The following is a 16,998-nucleotide window of genomic DNA, read 5'->3' as shown; positions in this document are numbered from 1 at the left end:
GGTCAGACGTCAAGCACCTGACGGTCGTTGTACCGGCCGCACGTGCCACAGACGGTGTGCGGCCGGATCACGTGCCCCCGCGAGCACTTTGCGAGGGCCGGCACCTTGGCCTTCCACTGCGAACGCCGGGACCGGGTGTTGCTGCGCGAGGTGCGCCGCTTCGGGACGGCCACTATTCCTTCTCCTTGCTCTCATGAGGGTCGGTGCGACCCTTCTCGGTTCCCGTTGCTCCGCTGTCGGCCAGCGCGGACAGCGCCGCCCATCTCGGGTCGGATCGCGCATGGGAATGTCCAGGCTCGACATCGTCGAGACGCACCCCGCAGTCCACGCAGAGTCCCGCACAGTCCGGGCGGCAGATGGGTGACAGCGGAAGGTTGAGCACCAGGGCATCCCGCACCACGGGCTCGATGTCCGCATGATCATCGATTAGTACCCGAGCGTCTTCGTCGTCACCCAGGTCCGCGGCTCGGTCAGGGTAGTAGAACAGCTCGCGAAACTCGACCATGCTGGCCTCGGACACGTCGTCCAGGCAGCGCGCACATTCACCCCGAAGCGGCGCCACGACGGTCCCGCTGACCAGAACACCCTCGATCACCGATTCGAGACGCAGGTCCAAGGTGGCGCTCGCGCCAGCCGGCACCCACATCATCTCGGTTCCGAGACCGGCGGGAAGTTCCGCCTCCGCCCGGACAAGCCGCATCGACCCGGGCCGCCGACCGAGCTCACGGGTGTCCAGCACAAGGGGACCCTTCGGGGTCCGACGGCGAGAGTGGGATCCAGTCATGGCGGCAGTCAAATTCACATCTACGTCAATGTCAGGAAAAGCCCGGCCGAAACAGGGCCTTCGTGGTGGTATAGCTACCCGGCGTCGCTGACGACGGAGACGGCCCGACGTCGACGGCACCCTGGACCCTCCCAGAGGCCTGGACCCTCCCAGAGGATCGACGAACAGACTCCAGCCAGTCAGCTACTGCGAGCCGGCTAACTACCGAGCCGGCTAACTACCGAGCCGGTCAGCTACTGCGGTCCTAGCCTATCCGATCGGCGCCGCGGACGATCCGATCAGGCTGCCGAGATCTCCGGGCACCCGAGCCCGGCGGGCGGCGGACCTCCGCCCAGGAACCCACTCGGGCACCGCTCACCCCCCCCGCGACCGGCCCGGAGCCCGGACGGTCGGGAACGGCGGGAGAGCCCGGCGGAAGTCGGTCGGCGGCTACCCACCCGGCGGGAGTTACTGAGCGAGACGCTCACGGAGCTGTTTGAGTACCACATCGGGTACCAGCCCCGACACATCACCCCCGTAACGCGCGACCTCCTTCACCAGACTGGAGGACAAAAAAGCGTATTGCGGGTTCGTACTCATGAAAAGAGTCTCCACGCCCGCAAGCGAATTGTTCATCTGCGCCATCTGAAGCTCATAGTCGAAGTCGCTGACCGCACGCAGTCCTTTGACGATCGACTGGATACCCCTACTCCGACAAAAATCGACGATCAGCCCGTGGGACGCATCCACCAGGACGTTGGACGGCGCCATCGGATGATCACGCAGGGCCTCCCTGATGAGCTCCATCCGCTCGTCGACGGTGAACAAGGTGACTTTGTTCTTGTTGATCGATACGGCGACCACGACCTCATCGAAGAGTCTGCTCGCTCGGACGATGATGTCGAGATGACCGTTGGTGATCGGATCAAATGAACCGGGACAGGCTGCCCTCCTCATGATCGAATACCGTACCAGAGAGCGCCCTCCCCGTACCTCCGGTCGCGCAGCGCACACAACCCGTCAGGCCAGGCGACCGGGCCCGAGCGGTGCGATCTTTCGACAACGCAGACACTGTCCGCAGTCAACCAGGCGGCCGCCAGCAGCTTTGACAGCACTTCGCCGAGTTCCGAGTCGCGCATCGCGTACGGCGGATCGAGGAAAACCACGTCGTAGGGATTACCCGAGGCGTTCTGCACCACACGCTCTACCGCGGCTTGCACGATCTTCGCGCCCGACAGTCCCAGCGCTGTCACGTTCCGCCGCAGAGTGCGTATCACGACCGGATCGCGGTCAACGAGAAGGGCATGAGCGGCACCCCGAGACAGCGCTTCCAGACCGACCGCACCAGACCCGGCATAAAGATCGGCAACCCGAGCGCCCCGCAGATCCAGGCAGGTCGACAAGGTGTTGAACAATCCCTCACGGGCACGTTCCGAGGTCGGACGGGTGGTTGTCCCGGGTGGAACCACGAGCCGCCGACCACCCGCGGTCCCACTGATGATGCGCGTCATCGGGCCACCCGGTCATCCCTTCTCGAGGAAGGCGACACTGGTGTCGTCAAGAACCGCGTCGAGCAGCCGGCGCAGCGCGGGATGCCGGTCCAACCCGGGGTCGTCGTCAACCAGGCGACCGGCCTCCGCGCGTGCGTCGCGGATCAGGTCCTCGTCACGAAGAAGTTCCAGGAGCTTCAGGGATCGTCGCCCGCCGGACTGAGCGGCCCCAAGCACATCGCCCTCCCGACGCTGCGCGAGGTCGAGACGGGCCAGCTTCGCCCCGTCGCTGGTGGCGGCGACCGCGCTGAGCCGCTCCCAGGCGGGGGATCCCGGCTCGGCCGCTGTATGCAGAAGACACCAGCCGGGCGCGGTGCCCCGGCCGACCCTCCCGCGCAGCTGGTGCAGCTGGGACACGCCGAACCTGTCCGCGTCCAGGACGACCATCACTGTTGCGTTCGGTACGTTCACTCCCACCTCGATGACGGTGGTGGCGACCAGCACGTCGACCTCGCCGGCCGCGAATCGGTTCATGGTGGCCTCCCGCTGCCCGGGGGCGAGACGACCGTGCAGTGGTTCAACCCTGAGATCCGCAAGATCGCCATCCACCAGCAGGGGCAGCACCTCACACACTGTCGCAGCTGGTCGGGACGCTCGCGGATCCGGACCAGCCGCCGAGGATCCGGCGGGGTCATCCTCCCCGCACTCATCCTCCCCGCCCGCACCGATCCGGGGACACACGACATAGGCCTGATGCCCGGCGGCCACCTCGTCGCGGATTCGTCCCCACATCCGATCCGTCCAGGATCTCTGGCTCGCCGGCACCACGAACGTCCCGATAGGAGAGCGTCCCGCCGGCAGTTCAGTGAGCTCGGAGACTTCGAGATCACCGAACACGGTCATCGCGACCGTCCGGGGAATCGGCGTCGCGGTCATCACAAGAAGGTGGGGAGGACGTCGTCCACGCGCTCGCAGCGTGTCCCGCTGTTCGACGCCGAAACGATGCTGTTCGTCAACGACGATCAGACCAAGATCGTTAAAGATCACCTCATCGTGCAGCAGGGCATGAGTGCCGACCACCAGACCGGTGGAACCGTCTGCGATCTCCGCCAGAGCCTCCCGCCGCGCACGCGCTCCCATCGATCCGGTGACCAGCGTCACCCGCGTGGCCCGATGATCGGCTCCTAGTTCTCCTGCCCGGGCCAGGTCGCCGAGCATCTCCCGGAGGCTTCGGCTGTGCTGAGCGGCAAGAGTTTCGGTGGGCGCCAGGAGTACCGCCTGGCCGCCCGTGTCGACCACGGTGAGCATCGCCCGCAGGGCGACCAGTGTCTTGCCCGAACCCACCTCTCCCTGCAGCAGGCGATGCATCGGAACGGGCCGACCGATCTCGGCCGCGATCGTCTTCCCCACCTCGCGCTGGCCCGTCGTGAGGGGGAAGGGCAGAGCGGCGTCGAACGCCGTCAGTAGACCATCCGGACGCTGCGGGCGGGGTGTCGTCGCCATCGCCTCCACCTCACGACGCCGTTGGGCCAACGCCACCTGCAACACCAGAGCCTCATCCCAGGTGAGGCGCCGACGACCGGAGGCGATCTCACCACGGTTCGCGGGCTGGTGAACCAGCCGGAAGGCCTCGGCCAGAGCGGGCAGGCGGTACCGGCTGCGGAGATCGTCCGGCAGCGGATCCTCGACGGGATCGAGAGAGTCCAACGCCAGCCGGACGCACCTCGCCAGCGTCCAGCTCGGCACCTTGGCGGAGGCGGGGTAGATCGGAACCAGCGCGTTCGCGAACGGCGCACCGCTGGCGGCTTCCCCGCTCTCCTCGGGTTCGAGGAGCTGGACCTCCGGGTTGGTCAGCTGACGCCGCCCGCGGAACTCGTCGACCTTGCCGGCGAACAGCGCGGTCGTCCCGGGACGGAGGTCACGCTCCCGCCAGCTCTGATTGAAGAAGGTCAGCGACAGTGAATGCCGGCCGTCCGTCACCGTCACGCGCACCATCGACTTCCGGGTGCCGCGCATCGGGCGGCGTTCTGTCTTCTCGACCCGGGCCTGGACCGTCACCGTCTCACCGACGACGAGGTCCGCGAGGTCCGTCAGCTCGCCTCTCTCGTGGTACCGGCGGGGCAGGTGCCCCAGCAGATCACCAACCAGCCTCAGCTCCAGGCCATCGGCCAAGAGGGCGGCGGCACGCGCGCCGACGAGAGCCTTCAGGGGCGTGTCGAGGTCGACCACATCACCGATAGTGCACCGGACCACCGACAGTACCGAGACCCACCGGCTCCCGCCGCATCATCTGGACCGCAGAAGGTGGGGTAACCTCAAGCGGGTCATCGCTACGTGCGTCCCCGGGCGGCGCCGTCGGGGTTGCGGGTTGCGGGTTGCGTACGATCCTGGTTCTGACTCCCCTGACGTCCCGGGCACGCCTACCGGGACCAGTACTACTTCGACTTCGGCTACTACTTCGACGGAGTGTTTCTCGTGTCTTCGGTGTGTGACGTCTGCGGCAAGGGGCCGGGCTTCGGTATGTCGGTCTCCCACTCCCACCGACGCACGCGCCGTCGGTGGAACCCCAACATCCAGACCGTGCGCACGGTCGTGGGCGGGACCCCCAAGCGGCTGAACGTCTGCGCTTCCTGCATCAAGGCGGGCAAGGTCTCTCGCGCCTGAGCCCTCCGGCCGGACGTTACTCCGGCCGGAGGGGGCGACACCGGACGCGGGCCTCCCGCGGACGTCGAGGCGGAGCACGGCCACATCCACGTCGGGTACGGTGCCGGTCACCGACGCCGATCCGTTAGTGTCCCGGCATGGCAGGCTCCAGGCGTCGGATTCGGCTCGCCCTCCTGTTCGGTGGCCGCAGCACCGAGCACGCGATCTCCTGTGTATCGGCCAGCGGCGTACTGCGAGCCCTGGATCGTGACGTCTACGACGTCGTCCCGGTCGGCATCGACATGCATGGCCGCTGGGTCATGCTGCCGGACGACCCGACCGCCCTCGCGGTGACGGGAGACCGGCTGCCCGCCGTCGTCGCGGCCCGCGGTGAGAGCGTCGTCCTGGCCGCGGATCCGACGACGCCCGGTCTGCTGCCGCGCCGCCCCCGCGGCGGCCTCAACGCTGCCAGGAGCACCCTCGGGAGCAGCGACACCCTCGGGGACATCGACGCTCTCGGGGACATCGACGTGGTCTTCCCGCTGCTCCACGGCCCCTTCGGGGAGGATGGGACGGTCCAGGGCCTCCTGGAGATGGCCGGCCTGCCCTACGTAGGCTCCGGGGTGTTCGCCAGCGCGGCCGCCATGGACAAGCAACACATGAAGGCACTGCTGCGGGCCGCCGGCCTTCCCGTCGGGTCCTACGCCGTCCTGCGGGCCGGTGACACGCTCACCGGGGCCGACCAGGAACGGCTGGGGCTGCCCGTCTTCGTGAAGCCCGCGCGCGGCGGGTCGAGTATCGGGATCAGCCGGGTCGATGCCTGGGCGGACCTGGACACCGCGATCAAGGCAGCCCGCGCCAGCGACCCCAAGGTCCTGGTGGAGTCGGCGATCGTCGGCCGCGAGATCGAGTGCGGGGTCCTCGGAACTCTGGACGGCCCCGGTGCCGAGGCGAGCGTGCCCGCCGAGATCATCGTCACGTCTTCGGCCGGCTTCTACGACTTCGAGGCCAAGTACATGTCCGACGCCACCCACTTCGACGTCCCGGCCAATTTGCCCCACGCGGTACGGGAGGAGGTGCGGAGAGTGGCAATCGCGGCATTCGAGGCCTTGGACTGCGCCGGGCTCGCGCGGGTTGACATGTTTGTCACGGCTGACGACCATGTGATCATCAACGAGGTCAACACGATGCCCGGTTTCACCCCTACCTCGATGTTCCCGCGGATGTGGGAGGCGAGCGGGGTCACCTATCCGCAGTTGGTGGACCGGCTCGTCAGGCTGGCCCTGCGCGACGGAGCGGGGCTGCGCTGACCGCCCGGCACCTCACGCCACCCGGCACCTCACGCCACCCGGCACCTCACGCCACCCGGGCCCGTGACGGCACAGAGGCGTTCCGCCGGGCGGAATAGCCGGGAGCTCGTCTCAGGATGTCGTCGACCTGCTGTGCGCCCGCACGGCGGGGGCGACCGAGACGAGTACCTCGAACGCCTGCACGTCGGCGGGCAGGATGAGAACCACCTGGGGCTGCCGCGTCGGGGTGGAATAGCGCACCGTCGTCCCGTCCAGGTCCTCGGCAAACCACCCCACATCGTCGACGACGGACAGGATCGCATCGGGACGGTAGCTTGCCGGAAGACCCGACGCGCCGCAGGTGAGCACCACCGGCGTCGCGCCGTAGGCCGCTGCCGTGGTCTGCGGGGGGTCCAGTGCCCGGCGGTCGAGGTCGTCCCCGAGCGACGGGGGAAGGTCGTGGACCAGGTCCACGCACGACGAGCGGGCCGACTCCGCGGGAATCGGCACGTTGGTCAGCCGGATCGATCCGGGACCGCCGCATCCGACCAGCGCGAGCAGGACCCACGAGGCGACGAACACCGGAGACCGACATGACCGCCCTGGCCGGCGCCTGCCCCGTGCCGGGCGCCCGCCCCACTCGGCTTGCTCACCACCGGTGGCCATGTCCCGATTCTGGCGCGCCACCGGCGTCACCGGGTCCCCCCGTCCCGGAGCCGACCTGACCCACGTCGGGACGGAGAAGCTCAGAAGTGAACAACCGGGCAGGTCAGCGTGCGGGTGATGCCGTCGACCGACTGCACTCTCGCCATGACCATCTTCCCGAGGTCGTCGACGGTGGCCGCCTCCGCCCGGACGATGACGTCATAGGGGCCGGTGACGTCCTCGGCCTGAGTGACCCCGGGGATCTGCTCGATCTCCTTGGCAACCGAGGAGGACTTGCCGACCTCGGTCTGGATAAGGATGTACGCGTGGACCACAGACGCTCCCTCGTCGGACGTCGACAGCCCGTCGAGCAGAACTACGGGCCGACAGAAGGTAACAGGCAAACGGCCCGGATGAGAGCCTCCGAGGTCGAGGAATTTACTCAGATCGGCCGGCGGCGACCGACCGAGGGGTCGCCCGGCCTCATCCGGAACCCCAATCGTGGGGGTCAGCTGGTCGGCTCGGTACCCGGTTGTGATGGCAACCACGACGACGCTACCCAGAGCGATGAATAGGAGACACGTGAACGCTCGGAGTATCCGGAGCGAGCCGCCGCCGGGACCGAGCCCCGCCCCGCCCCGCGTACTGACGATCGCCGGATCGGATTCGGGCGGCGGCGCGGGCATCCAGGCGGATCTCAAGACGATGCTCGCCCTCGGCGTCCACGGCATGAGTGCGATCGTCGCGGTGACGGCACAGAATTCCCTGGGCGTCCATGGTGTGTGGGATCTCCCTCCGGAAGCGGTCCGAGCCCAGATCAGAGCGGTCGTGGCGGACATCGGGGTCGACGCGGTGAAGACGGGGATGCTCTCCTCCGCCGCACTGGTCTCGTTGGTCGCCGCCGAACTCTCGCGGCTCGACGTGCCCGTCGTGGTCGATCCGGTCAGCGTCTCCAAGCACGGCGACCCCCTGCTGGCCCCGGAGGCGGTCGAGGTGGTCCGTACGGAGCTCATGCCCCGTGCCACCATCGCCACACCGAACCTCGACGAGGTACGTCTGCTGACCGGGGTGGAGGTGCGGGACGTCGCCGGCCTGCCCAGAGCCGCCGAGGCGATGCTCGCCCTGGGCCCGCGCTGGGTGCTGGTGAAGGGCGGGCATCTTCCCGGCGACGCGGTCGACCTGCTCACCGACGGGACCACCGAGGTCGTCCTCCGAAGCCCCCGCCTGGACCGGCGGCACACCCATGGCACCGGCTGCACGCTGGCCTCCGCGATCGCCGCGCACCTGGCGCAGGGGCGTGGTCACGCCGAGGCCGCACAGTCCGCCAAGGCCTACGTCAGTGGCGCCCTGGCCAGCGGCTTTCCGCTCGGCGCGGGGATCGGCCCGGTAGACCATGGCTATCGTCACCGTAGGTAGCGGCCTGAGAGTCGGGCTCGGGCCGCGCCGGTGGCGTCTGGTTCAATCGCCCCGCCGCACGTGACCTGACGCACGTCACGCATCCGCATCATCACCGTGGAGGTAGCCCGTGGGGGCGCACAGCTCGGGAGTGGTACCATCCACCAGTACCGACCGACGATGGTACCGCATCGTCGGCGGTGCTCCGCTCACCGGCTCGGTCGAGGCGTCCGGGGCTAAGAACTCGGTCACCAAGCTGCTCGTCGCCACCCTCCTCACGCCAGAGCCGTGCACCCTGACCCGGGTGCCTCGGATCGCCGAGGTCGACGTGGTCTTGGGCATGCTCGCCGAACTCGGCACTCAGGTGGAGTGGCTGGACGAGCACACTGTGCGACTCGCTACCGAAAAGATCATCGATGCGTCGCTGTCCGAGGCCTACTCCGGGGTCAACCGGATACCGATCCTGATGATGGGCCCGCTCCTGCACCGCGTCGGCGAAGCCGTGATCCCGCTGCCCGGCGGTTGCCGGATCGGCAAGCGCCCCGTCGACTTCCACCTCGCCGGCCTGCGTGCCATGGGTGCAGAGATCGTCGAGCAGATACGTTCCGTCCAGGTCAAGACGCTGGGTCTGCACGGCACCCATGTCGCACTGCCGTTCCCGAGCGTCGGCGCGACCGAGAACCTGCTCCTGGCCGCGGTCCGGGCACAGGGTACGACCGTCATCTCGAATGCGGCGGTGGAACCCGAGGTCATCGACCTCATCATGTTCCTGCAGCAGATGGGCGCCCTCGTCGACGTGGAAGTCGACCGCACGATCGTGGTGCAGGGGGTCGGCGCACTGCGGGGAGCCACCCACGCCCCGATCCACGACCGCATCGAAGCGGCGTCCTTCGCCTCGGCCGCGGTGGCCACCGACGGCAGGGTGGAGGTGGTCGGTGCCCGCCAGGAACATCTGGCGACCTTCCTCAACCACCTCCGCCGGCTCGGCGGCGAGTTCGAGGTCACCCCGCAGGGAATGACCTTCTTCCGGGCCCGGCCGTTGACCGCGTCACATGTGCAGACCGACGTGCACCCCGGGTTCATGACCGACTGGCAGCAGCCCCTGGTCGTCCTGCTCACCCAGGCCGGGGGTGCCTCCGTGATCCACGAGACGATCTACGAGGACCGGTTCGGGTACACCAGACAGCTGGCCGAGATGGGCGCCGACATCGCCCTGTCGACCCTGTGCCTCGGCGGGAAGGCCTGCCGGTTCGCGTCCCGGGACTTCGAGCATTCGGCGGTCGTGAGCGGGCCGACCTCCCTCACCGGCGGTGATCTGGCGATCCCCGACCTGCGCGCCGGCTTTGCCTACGTGCTGGCCGCGCTGGTGGCCGACGGCACCAGCGTCATCCGCGGGACCCGTTTCCTCGAACGCGGTTACGAGGACCCGGTGGGTAAGTTGCGCTCGATCGGAGCGCTCATCGACACGCAGGCCGTGGGTTCGCCCCCCGGCACCGACCACGCCCCGGCCTGACCGGAACGATGGTGCTGCCGGGCCAGGCGCGGGCAGGCCAGGCGCGCGGGCAGGTCAGAGACGGAGCCGGTACTCCGGGCCCGGCTCCCGACTCATCAGATCCTTGACGGCCTCCATCGGAGGAAGACCCTCATAGAGGACCCGTTCGACCTGACGGGTGATCGGCATGGAGACGCCCAGGTCATCGGCCATGGCGAGCAGGGGGCGGCAGGAGCGCACCCCCTCGGCGACCTGCTGCTGTTCGGCCTCCACCTGCGCGAGCGTGAGGCCACGCCCGAGTTTCTCGCCGAAGGTGCGGTTGCGCGAGAGCGGGGAGCCGCAGGTCGCCACGAGATCCCCCAGTCCCGCCAGTCCCGCGAAGGTCATCGGATCGGCACCCAGCGCGACCCCGAGCCGGAGGGTCTCGGCCAGGCCGCGCGTCATCAACGAGGCGAGGCTGTTGGTGCCGAAACCCATTCCCTCCAGCATGCCGGCAGCCAGCGCGATGACGTTCTTGATCGCTCCGCCCAGCTCGCAGCCGATCACGTCGGTGTTGGTGTAGGGGCGGAAATAGGCCGTCCAGCACGCCGCCTGGACGGCCTCCGCCGTGCTCGTCGAGGTACTGGCGATCACAGTCGCCGCCGGCTGCTCGGCGGCGATCTCGGGCGCCAGATTCGGACCGCTCACCACCGCGATCCGGTCCGGCGACACGCCCGTGACCTGCGTGATGACCTCGCTCATCCGCAACTGGCTGCCCACCTCCACCCCCTTCATCAGGCTGACGTAGACGGCGTCGGGCCCAATCAGGGGCGCCCATCCCGCGAGGACGGAGCGCAGCGCCTGAGACGGTACGGCCAGCACCACGAACTCCGCGCCGGCCAGCGCCTCCCCCGCGTCGGACATCGCGCGCACCCGGTCCGGCAGCTGGATCGCCGGCAGATAGCGCGGATTGACCTGGCGGGTGTTGACCGCCCGGACGATCTCAGGGTCACGGGCGACCAGGTTGACCCGCGCTCCGGCATCCGCGAGGACCTTCGCGAACACGCTTCCCCAGGACCCGGCCGTAAGCACCGCGGCCCGTCTCACCTCGTCCCCCGGGAAACGTCCGGCCGAGCGCGGGGAGCGATCGCAACCCCGACGATGGGTACGAGGAAGGCGACACCGATCGAGGCGTTTTCTACCTTGTGGCAGGAATCGACAATAATTGTGCCCTCCGGATGGATCGCGCGCATGGTACCGACGTCCGGCCGGCTGGACACCTCGCACCTCGCATCCCGCCGCGTCCGCCGCGTCCTCACTCTGACCGTAGACGCCGATCTGACGGGTACCACGCAGGATGCGCCGCCTGCCGGGGAAGCGCCACGGCTCCGGCGTTCAGCCCGCGCCCGGAGGACCCGGGGCACCACGGGGTCGGCATGGCCTATGGTCGCCTTCGTGTGGCTCCCACGAAACGGAGTGTCCTGGACAGTCGTGCTGCCGCTGAAGAACCTCACCCGGGCGAAGACCCGGCTGGACCGCCCCGACCGGAGCCGGCTGGCCCTTGCGATGGCCTTGGACACGGTGACGGCGGTACTTAAGTCCGAGACCAGTCTGGTCGGCGCCGTGATGATCGTGACGAACGATCAGACGGCCGACCACGCTCTGTCGGCTCTCCCCAATCTCCACTATATCGGCGCAGATCAACCGGACCTTTCCCCGGCTGCGAGGGGTGCTCGGCTCGTCGTGATTCCGGACGAACCCGACCGAGGTCTCAATCCCGCCCTGGTGCACGGCGCCGCGCTGGCCTCGGCCCGCTGGCCCACCCGTGCGGTGGCTGCCCTCTCCGCCGACCTTCCCGCGCTGCGCCCCCCCGAGCTGCATCAGGCGCTGTCCGAGGCGAGCCAGCACCGTCGCGCGGTTCTCGCCGACGCGGCCGGAACGGGAACCGTTCTGCTGACCGCGTCGGCCGGCGCCATCCTGCAGCCCGCATTCGGACCGCATAGTCACGCCACGCACCGTCGCTCCGGAGCGGTGGATCTGACGGGAACCCTCGGTGGCTCGGTACCGGGACTGCGACGTGACGTCGACACGCTGGCGGATCTGGCGCAGGCCCGGGACCTGGGGGTGGGCTGGGCCACCAGGGCGGCGCTGACCGCCGGGTATCACTCCCCGCTCGCGGCGGAGGACTCCGGCGAACCCGGCGGCGAACCGGGCACCTCGGCGGAGCCAGGGCTGTCCGTACCGCCGGGGATCGTAGGCGGAACCCAGCGCCGGATCGTGAGCGACGCGAGCGGACCAGGTCGGGCGAAGAAGTATCCCTGACCCAGCTCGCAACCCAGCTCCTCGAGCTCGGCGATCTGTCCTTCCCGCTCGATGCCCTCAGCCACGACGACGGCACCGAGGGCGTGCGCGAGACTGATCATCGATCGACGCATCGTCGCCACCCGGTGTCCGTCTCTGGGCAGTTCGAGCAGCGTCCGATCGAGCTTCACGACGTCCACCGGCAGTTGATGGAGGGCGGCCAATGTGCTGTGGCCGGCACCGACGTCGTCGAGCGCGACCGCCACCCCCAGCGCACGAACCTCGTTCAGCACCTCGCGTGCGCCGCGCAGATCGTCGATCCGGCTCGTTTCGGTGATCTCGACCACCAGCCTGCCCGGGTCGAACCGACTGGCCGCCAGCGCCTGGGCGACGCTGTCGAGCAGCGTGGTGTCGGCAACCCTGCTGGCTGAGACGTTCACGTGCAGCCGCAGTGCCGAGGCCGGGTACGCCACGGCGACCTCCGCGCAGGCCTGGGTGAGGACCATGTCGTCGAGGGCGCCGACGATGCCGCCGTCCTCCGCGGCCGCAACAAAGGTGCCCGGTGGCACCGGTCCACGCCCCGGCTCCGTCCATCGGGCGAGCGCCTCCAAGGCGACCGGACTGCGATCGCGCAGCCGCACGATGGGCTGATAGTGCACGTCGAAGCCGGCCGACCGTCCTCCCCTGCGCAGGGCGGTGGCGAGGGCGTCGGCGAGGTGCGTGCCGGCGCTGGGCGGGCACAGCCCGGGCCGGTAGACCACCAGACGGTTCTTTCCCGTTCGTTTTGCCGTGTGGACGGCTGTGTCGGCCCGCCGGAGCAGCGCCTCGGTGGTCTCCTGGGTCCGACGCGCGACGACCAGCCCCACACTCCCGCGGACCGGCCAGAGGTGACCGGCGGCCGGCGCCGGCTGGCGCAGCGCGGCCAGGACCCGTTCGGCAACGGTCTCGGGCAGTTCCCGCCCACCGTCCAACAGCACGGCGAACTCGTCGGAGCCGAGCCTCGCCACAGTGTCCGACGTGCCTACGCAGTGTCGTAGCCGTTGCCCGACCGCGCGCAGGAGATGATCACCCGCGGCGTGCCCGAGGCTGTCGTTGACGACCCGGAAGTCGTCGAGGTCGCAGTACAGGACGGCCACGTCACGGCCGTCGTGGCGGCTCGCGGCGAGGGCGTCGGTGAGCCGCTGCTGGAACAGGGTGCGGTTGGCCAGCTCGGTCAACGGGTCATGGGATGTCCAGTGCCGCACCTCGTGTTCGGCCTCGCAGACCCGGCTCGCCAACCGCTGGCTCGCCCGCAGGGTCGTCAGCTGCCGGACGAGGACGGTGAGGACGAGCGTCGCACCCCCGATGATCTCGATCGGATCGAGAACGACTCCGCCGTGGGCCCGCCCCAGCAGAAGCGCCGCGACCACGGCCGCGGCGACATAGGGTACCGCCGGCCACAGCCATCCGAGCAGTTCGCCGCGAACAGGCCATCGGCGGGGCCGGCGGCCGTTCTCCCGGCCGTCCTCCCGGCCGGCACGCGATGCCGCAAGAACGATCAACAGGGCACCGGCGACCGAGCAGGAACCCGTCATCGTGGGATCACCGTCGTCGAGCTGAACGATCCACACGCCGACGACCGCGAGGCACACCAGTCCGGTTCCGGCGATCGCGATGGCGGGCAGATCCACCGGCTGCCGGAAGCCTGCCACGTGCAGGAATGCGAGGATCAGCAGAAGCACGACGATCGGATGCGCAACCGCGAGGAGATGCTCCACCGGCTGCGGCGGGCGGGAGGAGTCCACTTCGTCGATCCCGGCGAGCACCCCGGACCAGGCGAGCAGGAACAGGGAGTTGCCGAGTATGACCTCGTCGAACGCGGTGGCCGGACTGGCGCGCGGATAGGCGGCGCCCGCCCCCTCGCCGCCCGCCCCGGCGACGCGGGTGAGCCGCGGGGAACTCGGCGGCCAGCGGTTGGTGCCCCCAGCGAGGCCAGCCATCCCTGCCGGCGCCAGCACGCCCGCGCGCGGTCGTGATCGACGCGCCCGACCCGCGGGAACAGCCGCGAAGGCGGCGAGCGCGAGGACCGGCATGGCGAGTTGGCCGGCGTCGGTGAGATACCCGGCATCCGTCGCGGTCCGCCCTCCGACCGATGCCCCATCCCAGCGGTGCAGCATCCATCCGGCCTGTCCGACCGTCCAGGTCGTCAGCGCGAAGGACAGCCATACCAGCCAGCGGCCCCGTACTCGACCGAGACGGCGACCGGCCCGGGCACAACTTAGTGTCGCGGTCAGGCCCGCGGCGATCGCGGCGGCGTCGACGAGCATCCCTCGTCCCGTCCTCCTCCCCCTGCGCCGGCCGCCTGGGGCAGTCGGCCACCTGGGGCAGAGGGATCCGACCGGACCACGGAAACGGCCGGCTACATCACGACAAGATACAAACGAGCGCGACGGCGCCCCTCGGAACCGTAACGCGTGATCGCTATATCACAAAGAGTAGGCGGATACCTCGCGTGCCGCGCGGTCTCTGCCAGCGTCCGGATCGGGGTCAGACCGGCGATACGGGTCCCATCCGGCCCCCGCTGCCAGAGATGCCGGATCGACGCTGCCGAGTCCATCGGGGGCTGGCACCATCTACAGGCATGAGCGAGCTGCTGGCGACCCATCCTGAACAGCCTCAGCGCAAGGCCCGCAGTGGCCTGCTCGAGCCTCTGGAGGCGCCGCGCCAGCCGGCGCCGTCCGACCTGCCCGCCGGCCGCTTCATCAACCGGGAGGCGTCCTGGCTCGACTTCAACGCCCGGGTCCTCGCGCTCGCCGAGGACGTGTCCACGCCCCTGCTGGAGCGCGCGAAGTTCCTGGCGATCTTCGCCAGCAACCTGGATGAGTTCTTCATGGTCCGGGTCGCGGGGCTGATGCGACGCGAGGCGACGGGACTGGCCGTCCGTTCCGCCGACGGGCTGACCTCCCGGGAACAACTCGATCTCATCAGCAAGATGACGGCCGAGCTCGCCCAGCGGCATTCGCGGTGCTTCACCGACGAGGTGGGGCCGTCGCTGGCCCATGCCGGGATCAGCATCCGGTTCTGGTCCCAGCTGACCGAGACCCAGCGTGATCAGCTGCACCACTATTTCCACGAGCAGATCTTCCCGGTGCTCACCCCCCTCGCCGTCGATCCGGCGCATCCCTTCCCCTACATCAGCGGGCTGTCGCTCAATCTGGCCGTCCAGGTCCGTGAGCCGGGCGGGGAGGTCGACCGCTTCGCCCGGGTGAAGGTGCCCCAGAACGTTCCTCGGCTGATCCCCGTGGCGGTGGAGCCCACGGGCACGACCGGTGTCCCGGGGGGCTTGGCCCCCCAGGCGAGCGCATGCTTCGTCCCGCTGGAGGAAGTGATCGCCGCCCATCTCTCCCAGCTGTTCCCGGGCATGGAAGTGATCGACTCCCATCTGTTCCGGGTCACCCGCAACGCCGACCTCGAGGTCGAGGAGGACGAGGCGGAGGATCTGCTCCAGGCCCTGGAGCGCGAGCTCGCCCGGCGCCGGTTCGGTCCCGCCGTCCGCCTGGAGGTGGACGCCGACATCGATGATGATTTGCTCATCCTGCTGATGCGGGAGCTGGAGATCACCGAACGCGAGGTACATCGGGTCGCCGGCCTGCTCGACCTGTCGACCCTGTGGGCTCTCTACGACCTCGACCGCCCGGAGCTGAGGGATACGCCGCGGGTCCCGATCACACATCCGCGGCTGACGACCGATGAGGGCGAGACACCGGACTTCTTCAGCGTGCTCCGGGAAGGCGATGTCCTCGTCCACCACCCGTACGACTCGTTCACCACGTCCGTCCAGCGGTTCATCGAGCAGGCGGCGGCCGATCCGCATGTTCTCGCCATCAAGCAGACGCTCTATCGCACGTCCGGGGACTCCCCCATCGTGGATGCCCTCATCGCCGCGGCCGAGGCGGGGAAGCAGGTCGTCGTCCTCGTCGAGATCAAGGCCCGGTTCGACGAGAGCGCCAACATCCGCTGGGCCCGCGAGCTGGAACGGGCCGGCTGCCACGTGGTCTACGGTCTCATCGGCCTGAAGACCCACTGCAAGACCTGCCTCGTGGTACGCCAGGAACACGGCGGCCTGCGCCGCTACTGCCATGTGGGTACCGGCAACTACAACCCCAAGACCGCTCGGCTCTACGAGGACCTCGGGCTGCTGACCGCCGACCCGGACGTGGGCGCGGATCTCACCGACCTGTTCAACGTCCTCACCGGCTACAGCCGGCAGACGGAGTACCGCTCGCTGCTGGTCGCCCCGCAGCACATGCGGGACGGCATCCTGCAGCGGATCGAAGCCGAGGCCCAGGCTGCCCGGGAGGGCCGGGAATCCGGGATCCGCATCAAGGTCAACAGCCTCGTCGACGAGCAGGTGATCGACGCCCTGTATCACGCCTCCATCGCCGGGGTACCCGTGCACTGCCTGGTCCGCGGGATCTGCGCCCTACGGCCCGGAGTGCCGGGCCTGTCGGAGACGGTCCACGTGCGTTCGATCCTGGGGCGGTTCCTGGAGCACAGCCGGGTCCTCGAGTTCACCTCGTCCGGCGAGTTCTGGATCGGCAGTGCGGACATGATGCACCGCAATCTCGACCGTCGTATCGAGGCACTCGTGCGCGTCCCGCACCCGGACCGGCGAGACACCCTGCGGCAGATGCTCGACCACGCGTTCTCCGACGAGGTGTCCGCCTGGGTGCTGCAGTCCGACGGCCACTGGGAACGACGCACGACCGGGCCGGACGACGTTCGCCTGTCGGACTACCAGCACGACCTGCTGGCCGACGCCATGCGGCGCGGGCACCGGTAAGCCCGGCGCCCGCACCGATGGTCAGTCGTTGCTCGCCGAGACGCTCGACTTGAACTCGGAGCCGGGCCGGAACTTCGGCACGACCGAGGCAGCGACGTGCACGGGCTCACCCGTCGCCGGGTTACGACCCGTGCGGGCGGCACGTTCCACCCGCTCGAACACGCCGAAGCCGGTGATGG

Annotated in this window: 15 protein-coding genes and 1 pseudogene; 6 read left to right on the top strand and 10 right to left on the bottom strand. The window is 69.2% G+C overall.

The genetic code is table 11. The features are described from left to right. Positions 1-2: 2 nt before the first annotated feature. The 5 genes from rpmF to recG all read right to left on the bottom strand — a co-directional run bounded on the left by rpmF (position 3) and on the right by recG (position 4,482). Complete coding sequence (gene rpmF, locus AC08OV_RS02045; protein WP_476612976.1) at positions 3-173, bottom strand: 50S ribosomal protein L32; 171 nt, start codon at positions 171-173, stop codon at positions 3-5. Beyond that, positions 173-784: a YceD family protein gene (locus AC08OV_RS02040; protein ID WP_476612975.1), complete on the bottom strand. Its 612-nt coding sequence runs from the start codon at positions 782-784 to the stop codon at positions 173-175. Before AC08OV_RS02040 ends, rpmF begins: the two co-directional genes overlap by 1 nt. A gap of 447 nt (positions 785-1,231) precedes the next feature. Next, on the bottom strand, positions 1,232-1,720 hold the full coding sequence (coaD, locus tag AC08OV_RS02035) for a pantetheine-phosphate adenylyltransferase (RefSeq protein ID WP_011437981.1): 489 nt from the start codon (positions 1,718-1,720) through the stop codon (positions 1,232-1,234). Further along, positions 1,717-2,274: a 16S rRNA (guanine(966)-N(2))-methyltransferase RsmD gene (gene rsmD, locus AC08OV_RS02030; protein ID WP_476612974.1), complete on the bottom strand. Its 558-nt coding sequence runs from the start codon at positions 2,272-2,274 to the stop codon at positions 1,717-1,719. Before rsmD ends, coaD begins: the two co-directional genes overlap by 4 nt. Before the next feature lie 12 nt (positions 2,275-2,286). Next, positions 2,287-4,482, bottom strand: a complete 2,196-nt coding sequence (recG, locus tag AC08OV_RS02025) for an ATP-dependent DNA helicase RecG (protein WP_476612984.1) — start codon at positions 4,480-4,482, stop codon at positions 2,287-2,289. A gap of 246 nt (positions 4,483-4,728) precedes the next feature. On the opposite strand from recG, the gene rpmB reads away from it, so the two are divergent. Together rpmB and AC08OV_RS02015 are read left to right on the top strand one after the other, a co-directional pair. Next, positions 4,729-4,917, top strand: a complete 189-nt coding sequence (gene rpmB / locus AC08OV_RS02020; RefSeq protein ID WP_011437984.1) for a 50S ribosomal protein L28 — start codon at positions 4,729-4,731, stop codon at positions 4,915-4,917. Positions 4,918-5,054: 137 nt separating this feature from the next. Then, positions 5,055-6,206, top strand: a complete 1,152-nt coding sequence (locus AC08OV_RS02015) for a D-alanine--D-alanine ligase family protein (RefSeq protein WP_476612973.1) — start codon at positions 5,055-5,057, stop codon at positions 6,204-6,206. 111 nt (positions 6,207-6,317) lie between these two features. Here the strand turns inward: AC08OV_RS02015 and AC08OV_RS02010 are convergent, their stop codons facing one another. Together AC08OV_RS02010 and AC08OV_RS02005 are read right to left on the bottom strand one after the other, a co-directional pair. Beyond that, on the bottom strand, positions 6,318-6,767 hold the full coding sequence (locus AC08OV_RS02010; RefSeq protein WP_476612972.1) for a DUF3515 family protein: 450 nt from the start codon (positions 6,765-6,767) through the stop codon (positions 6,318-6,320). A gap of 164 nt (positions 6,768-6,931) precedes the next feature. After that, on the bottom strand, positions 6,932-7,165 hold the full coding sequence (locus AC08OV_RS02005; RefSeq protein WP_011437987.1) for an Lrp/AsnC family transcriptional regulator: 234 nt from the start codon (positions 7,163-7,165) through the stop codon (positions 6,932-6,934). A gap of 247 nt (positions 7,166-7,412) precedes the next feature. On the opposite strand from AC08OV_RS02005, the gene thiD reads away from it, so the two are divergent. Together thiD and murA are read left to right on the top strand one after the other, a co-directional pair. Continuing rightward, positions 7,413-8,246 (top strand): bifunctional hydroxymethylpyrimidine kinase/phosphomethylpyrimidine kinase, encoded by an 834-nt coding sequence (gene thiD / locus AC08OV_RS02000; RefSeq protein ID WP_476591571.1) that lies wholly within the window; start codon positions 7,413-7,415, stop codon positions 8,244-8,246. Positions 8,247-8,355: 109 nt separating this feature from the next. Then, positions 8,356-9,738, top strand: a complete 1,383-nt coding sequence (gene murA / locus AC08OV_RS01995; protein WP_476612971.1) for a UDP-N-acetylglucosamine 1-carboxyvinyltransferase — start codon at positions 8,356-8,358, stop codon at positions 9,736-9,738. Positions 9,739-9,792: 54 nt separating this feature from the next. On the opposite strand, the gene AC08OV_RS01990 is transcribed toward murA, so the two are convergent. Then, the gene (locus tag AC08OV_RS01990) at positions 9,793-10,803 is read right to left on the bottom strand and encodes an NAD(P)H-dependent glycerol-3-phosphate dehydrogenase (RefSeq protein ID WP_476612970.1); all 1,011 of its coding nucleotides are present in this window, start codon (positions 10,801-10,803) and stop codon (positions 9,793-9,795) included. Positions 10,804-10,857: 54 nt separating this feature from the next. Here AC08OV_RS01990 and cofC point away from each other — a divergent pair. Then, positions 10,858-11,772, top strand: a pseudogene (gene cofC / locus AC08OV_RS01985) (2-phospho-L-lactate guanylyltransferase); the annotation flags it as partial. Positions 11,773-11,858: 86 nt separating this feature from the next. On the opposite strand, the gene AC08OV_RS01980 reads toward cofC, so the two are convergent. Continuing rightward, entirely contained in the window at positions 11,859-14,303 is a 2,445-nt protein-coding gene (locus tag AC08OV_RS01980) for a putative bifunctional diguanylate cyclase/phosphodiesterase (protein ID WP_476619172.1), read from the bottom strand. Between the two features lie 314 nt (positions 14,304-14,617). On the opposite strand from AC08OV_RS01980, the gene AC08OV_RS01975 reads away from it, so the two are divergent. Continuing rightward, entirely contained in the window at positions 14,618-16,819 is a 2,202-nt protein-coding gene (locus AC08OV_RS01975; protein WP_476614799.1) for an RNA degradosome polyphosphate kinase, read from the top strand. A 21-nt stretch (positions 16,820-16,840) separates the two neighbouring features. Here the strand turns inward: AC08OV_RS01975 and AC08OV_RS01970 are convergent. Then, positions 16,841-16,998 (bottom strand): HU family DNA-binding protein (locus AC08OV_RS01970; RefSeq protein WP_476619180.1); only part of this gene is annotated, 158 nt, incomplete at its 5' end.

Source organism: Frankia sp. CeTa3Moorea (assembly GCF_978021225.1).
Note: the sequence above shows the minus strand (reverse complement) of the source record. Positions and strands in the feature narration are given on the sequence as shown.

Bases quoted from the DNA above. Each gene is read 5' to 3' on its own strand.
- rsmD (WP_476612974.1), bottom strand. From the start codon at position 2,274: ATGACGCGCATCATCAGTGGGACCGCGGGTGGTCGGCGGCTCGTGGTT.
- AC08OV_RS02040 (WP_476612975.1), bottom strand. From the start codon at position 784: ATGACTGGATCCCACTCTCGCCGTCGGACCCCGAAGGGTCCCCTTGTG.
- AC08OV_RS01980 (WP_476619172.1), bottom strand. From the start codon at position 14,303: ATGCTCGTCGACGCCGCCGCGATCGCCGCGGGCCTGACCGCGACACTA.
- coaD (WP_011437981.1), bottom strand. From the start codon at position 1,720: ATGAGGAGGGCAGCCTGTCCCGGTTCATTTGATCCGATCACCAACGGT.
- AC08OV_RS01975 (WP_476614799.1), top strand. From the start codon at position 14,618: ATGAGCGAGCTGCTGGCGACCCATCCTGAACAGCCTCAGCGCAAGGCC.
- AC08OV_RS02015 (WP_476612973.1), top strand. From the start codon at position 5,055: ATGGCAGGCTCCAGGCGTCGGATTCGGCTCGCCCTCCTGTTCGGTGGC.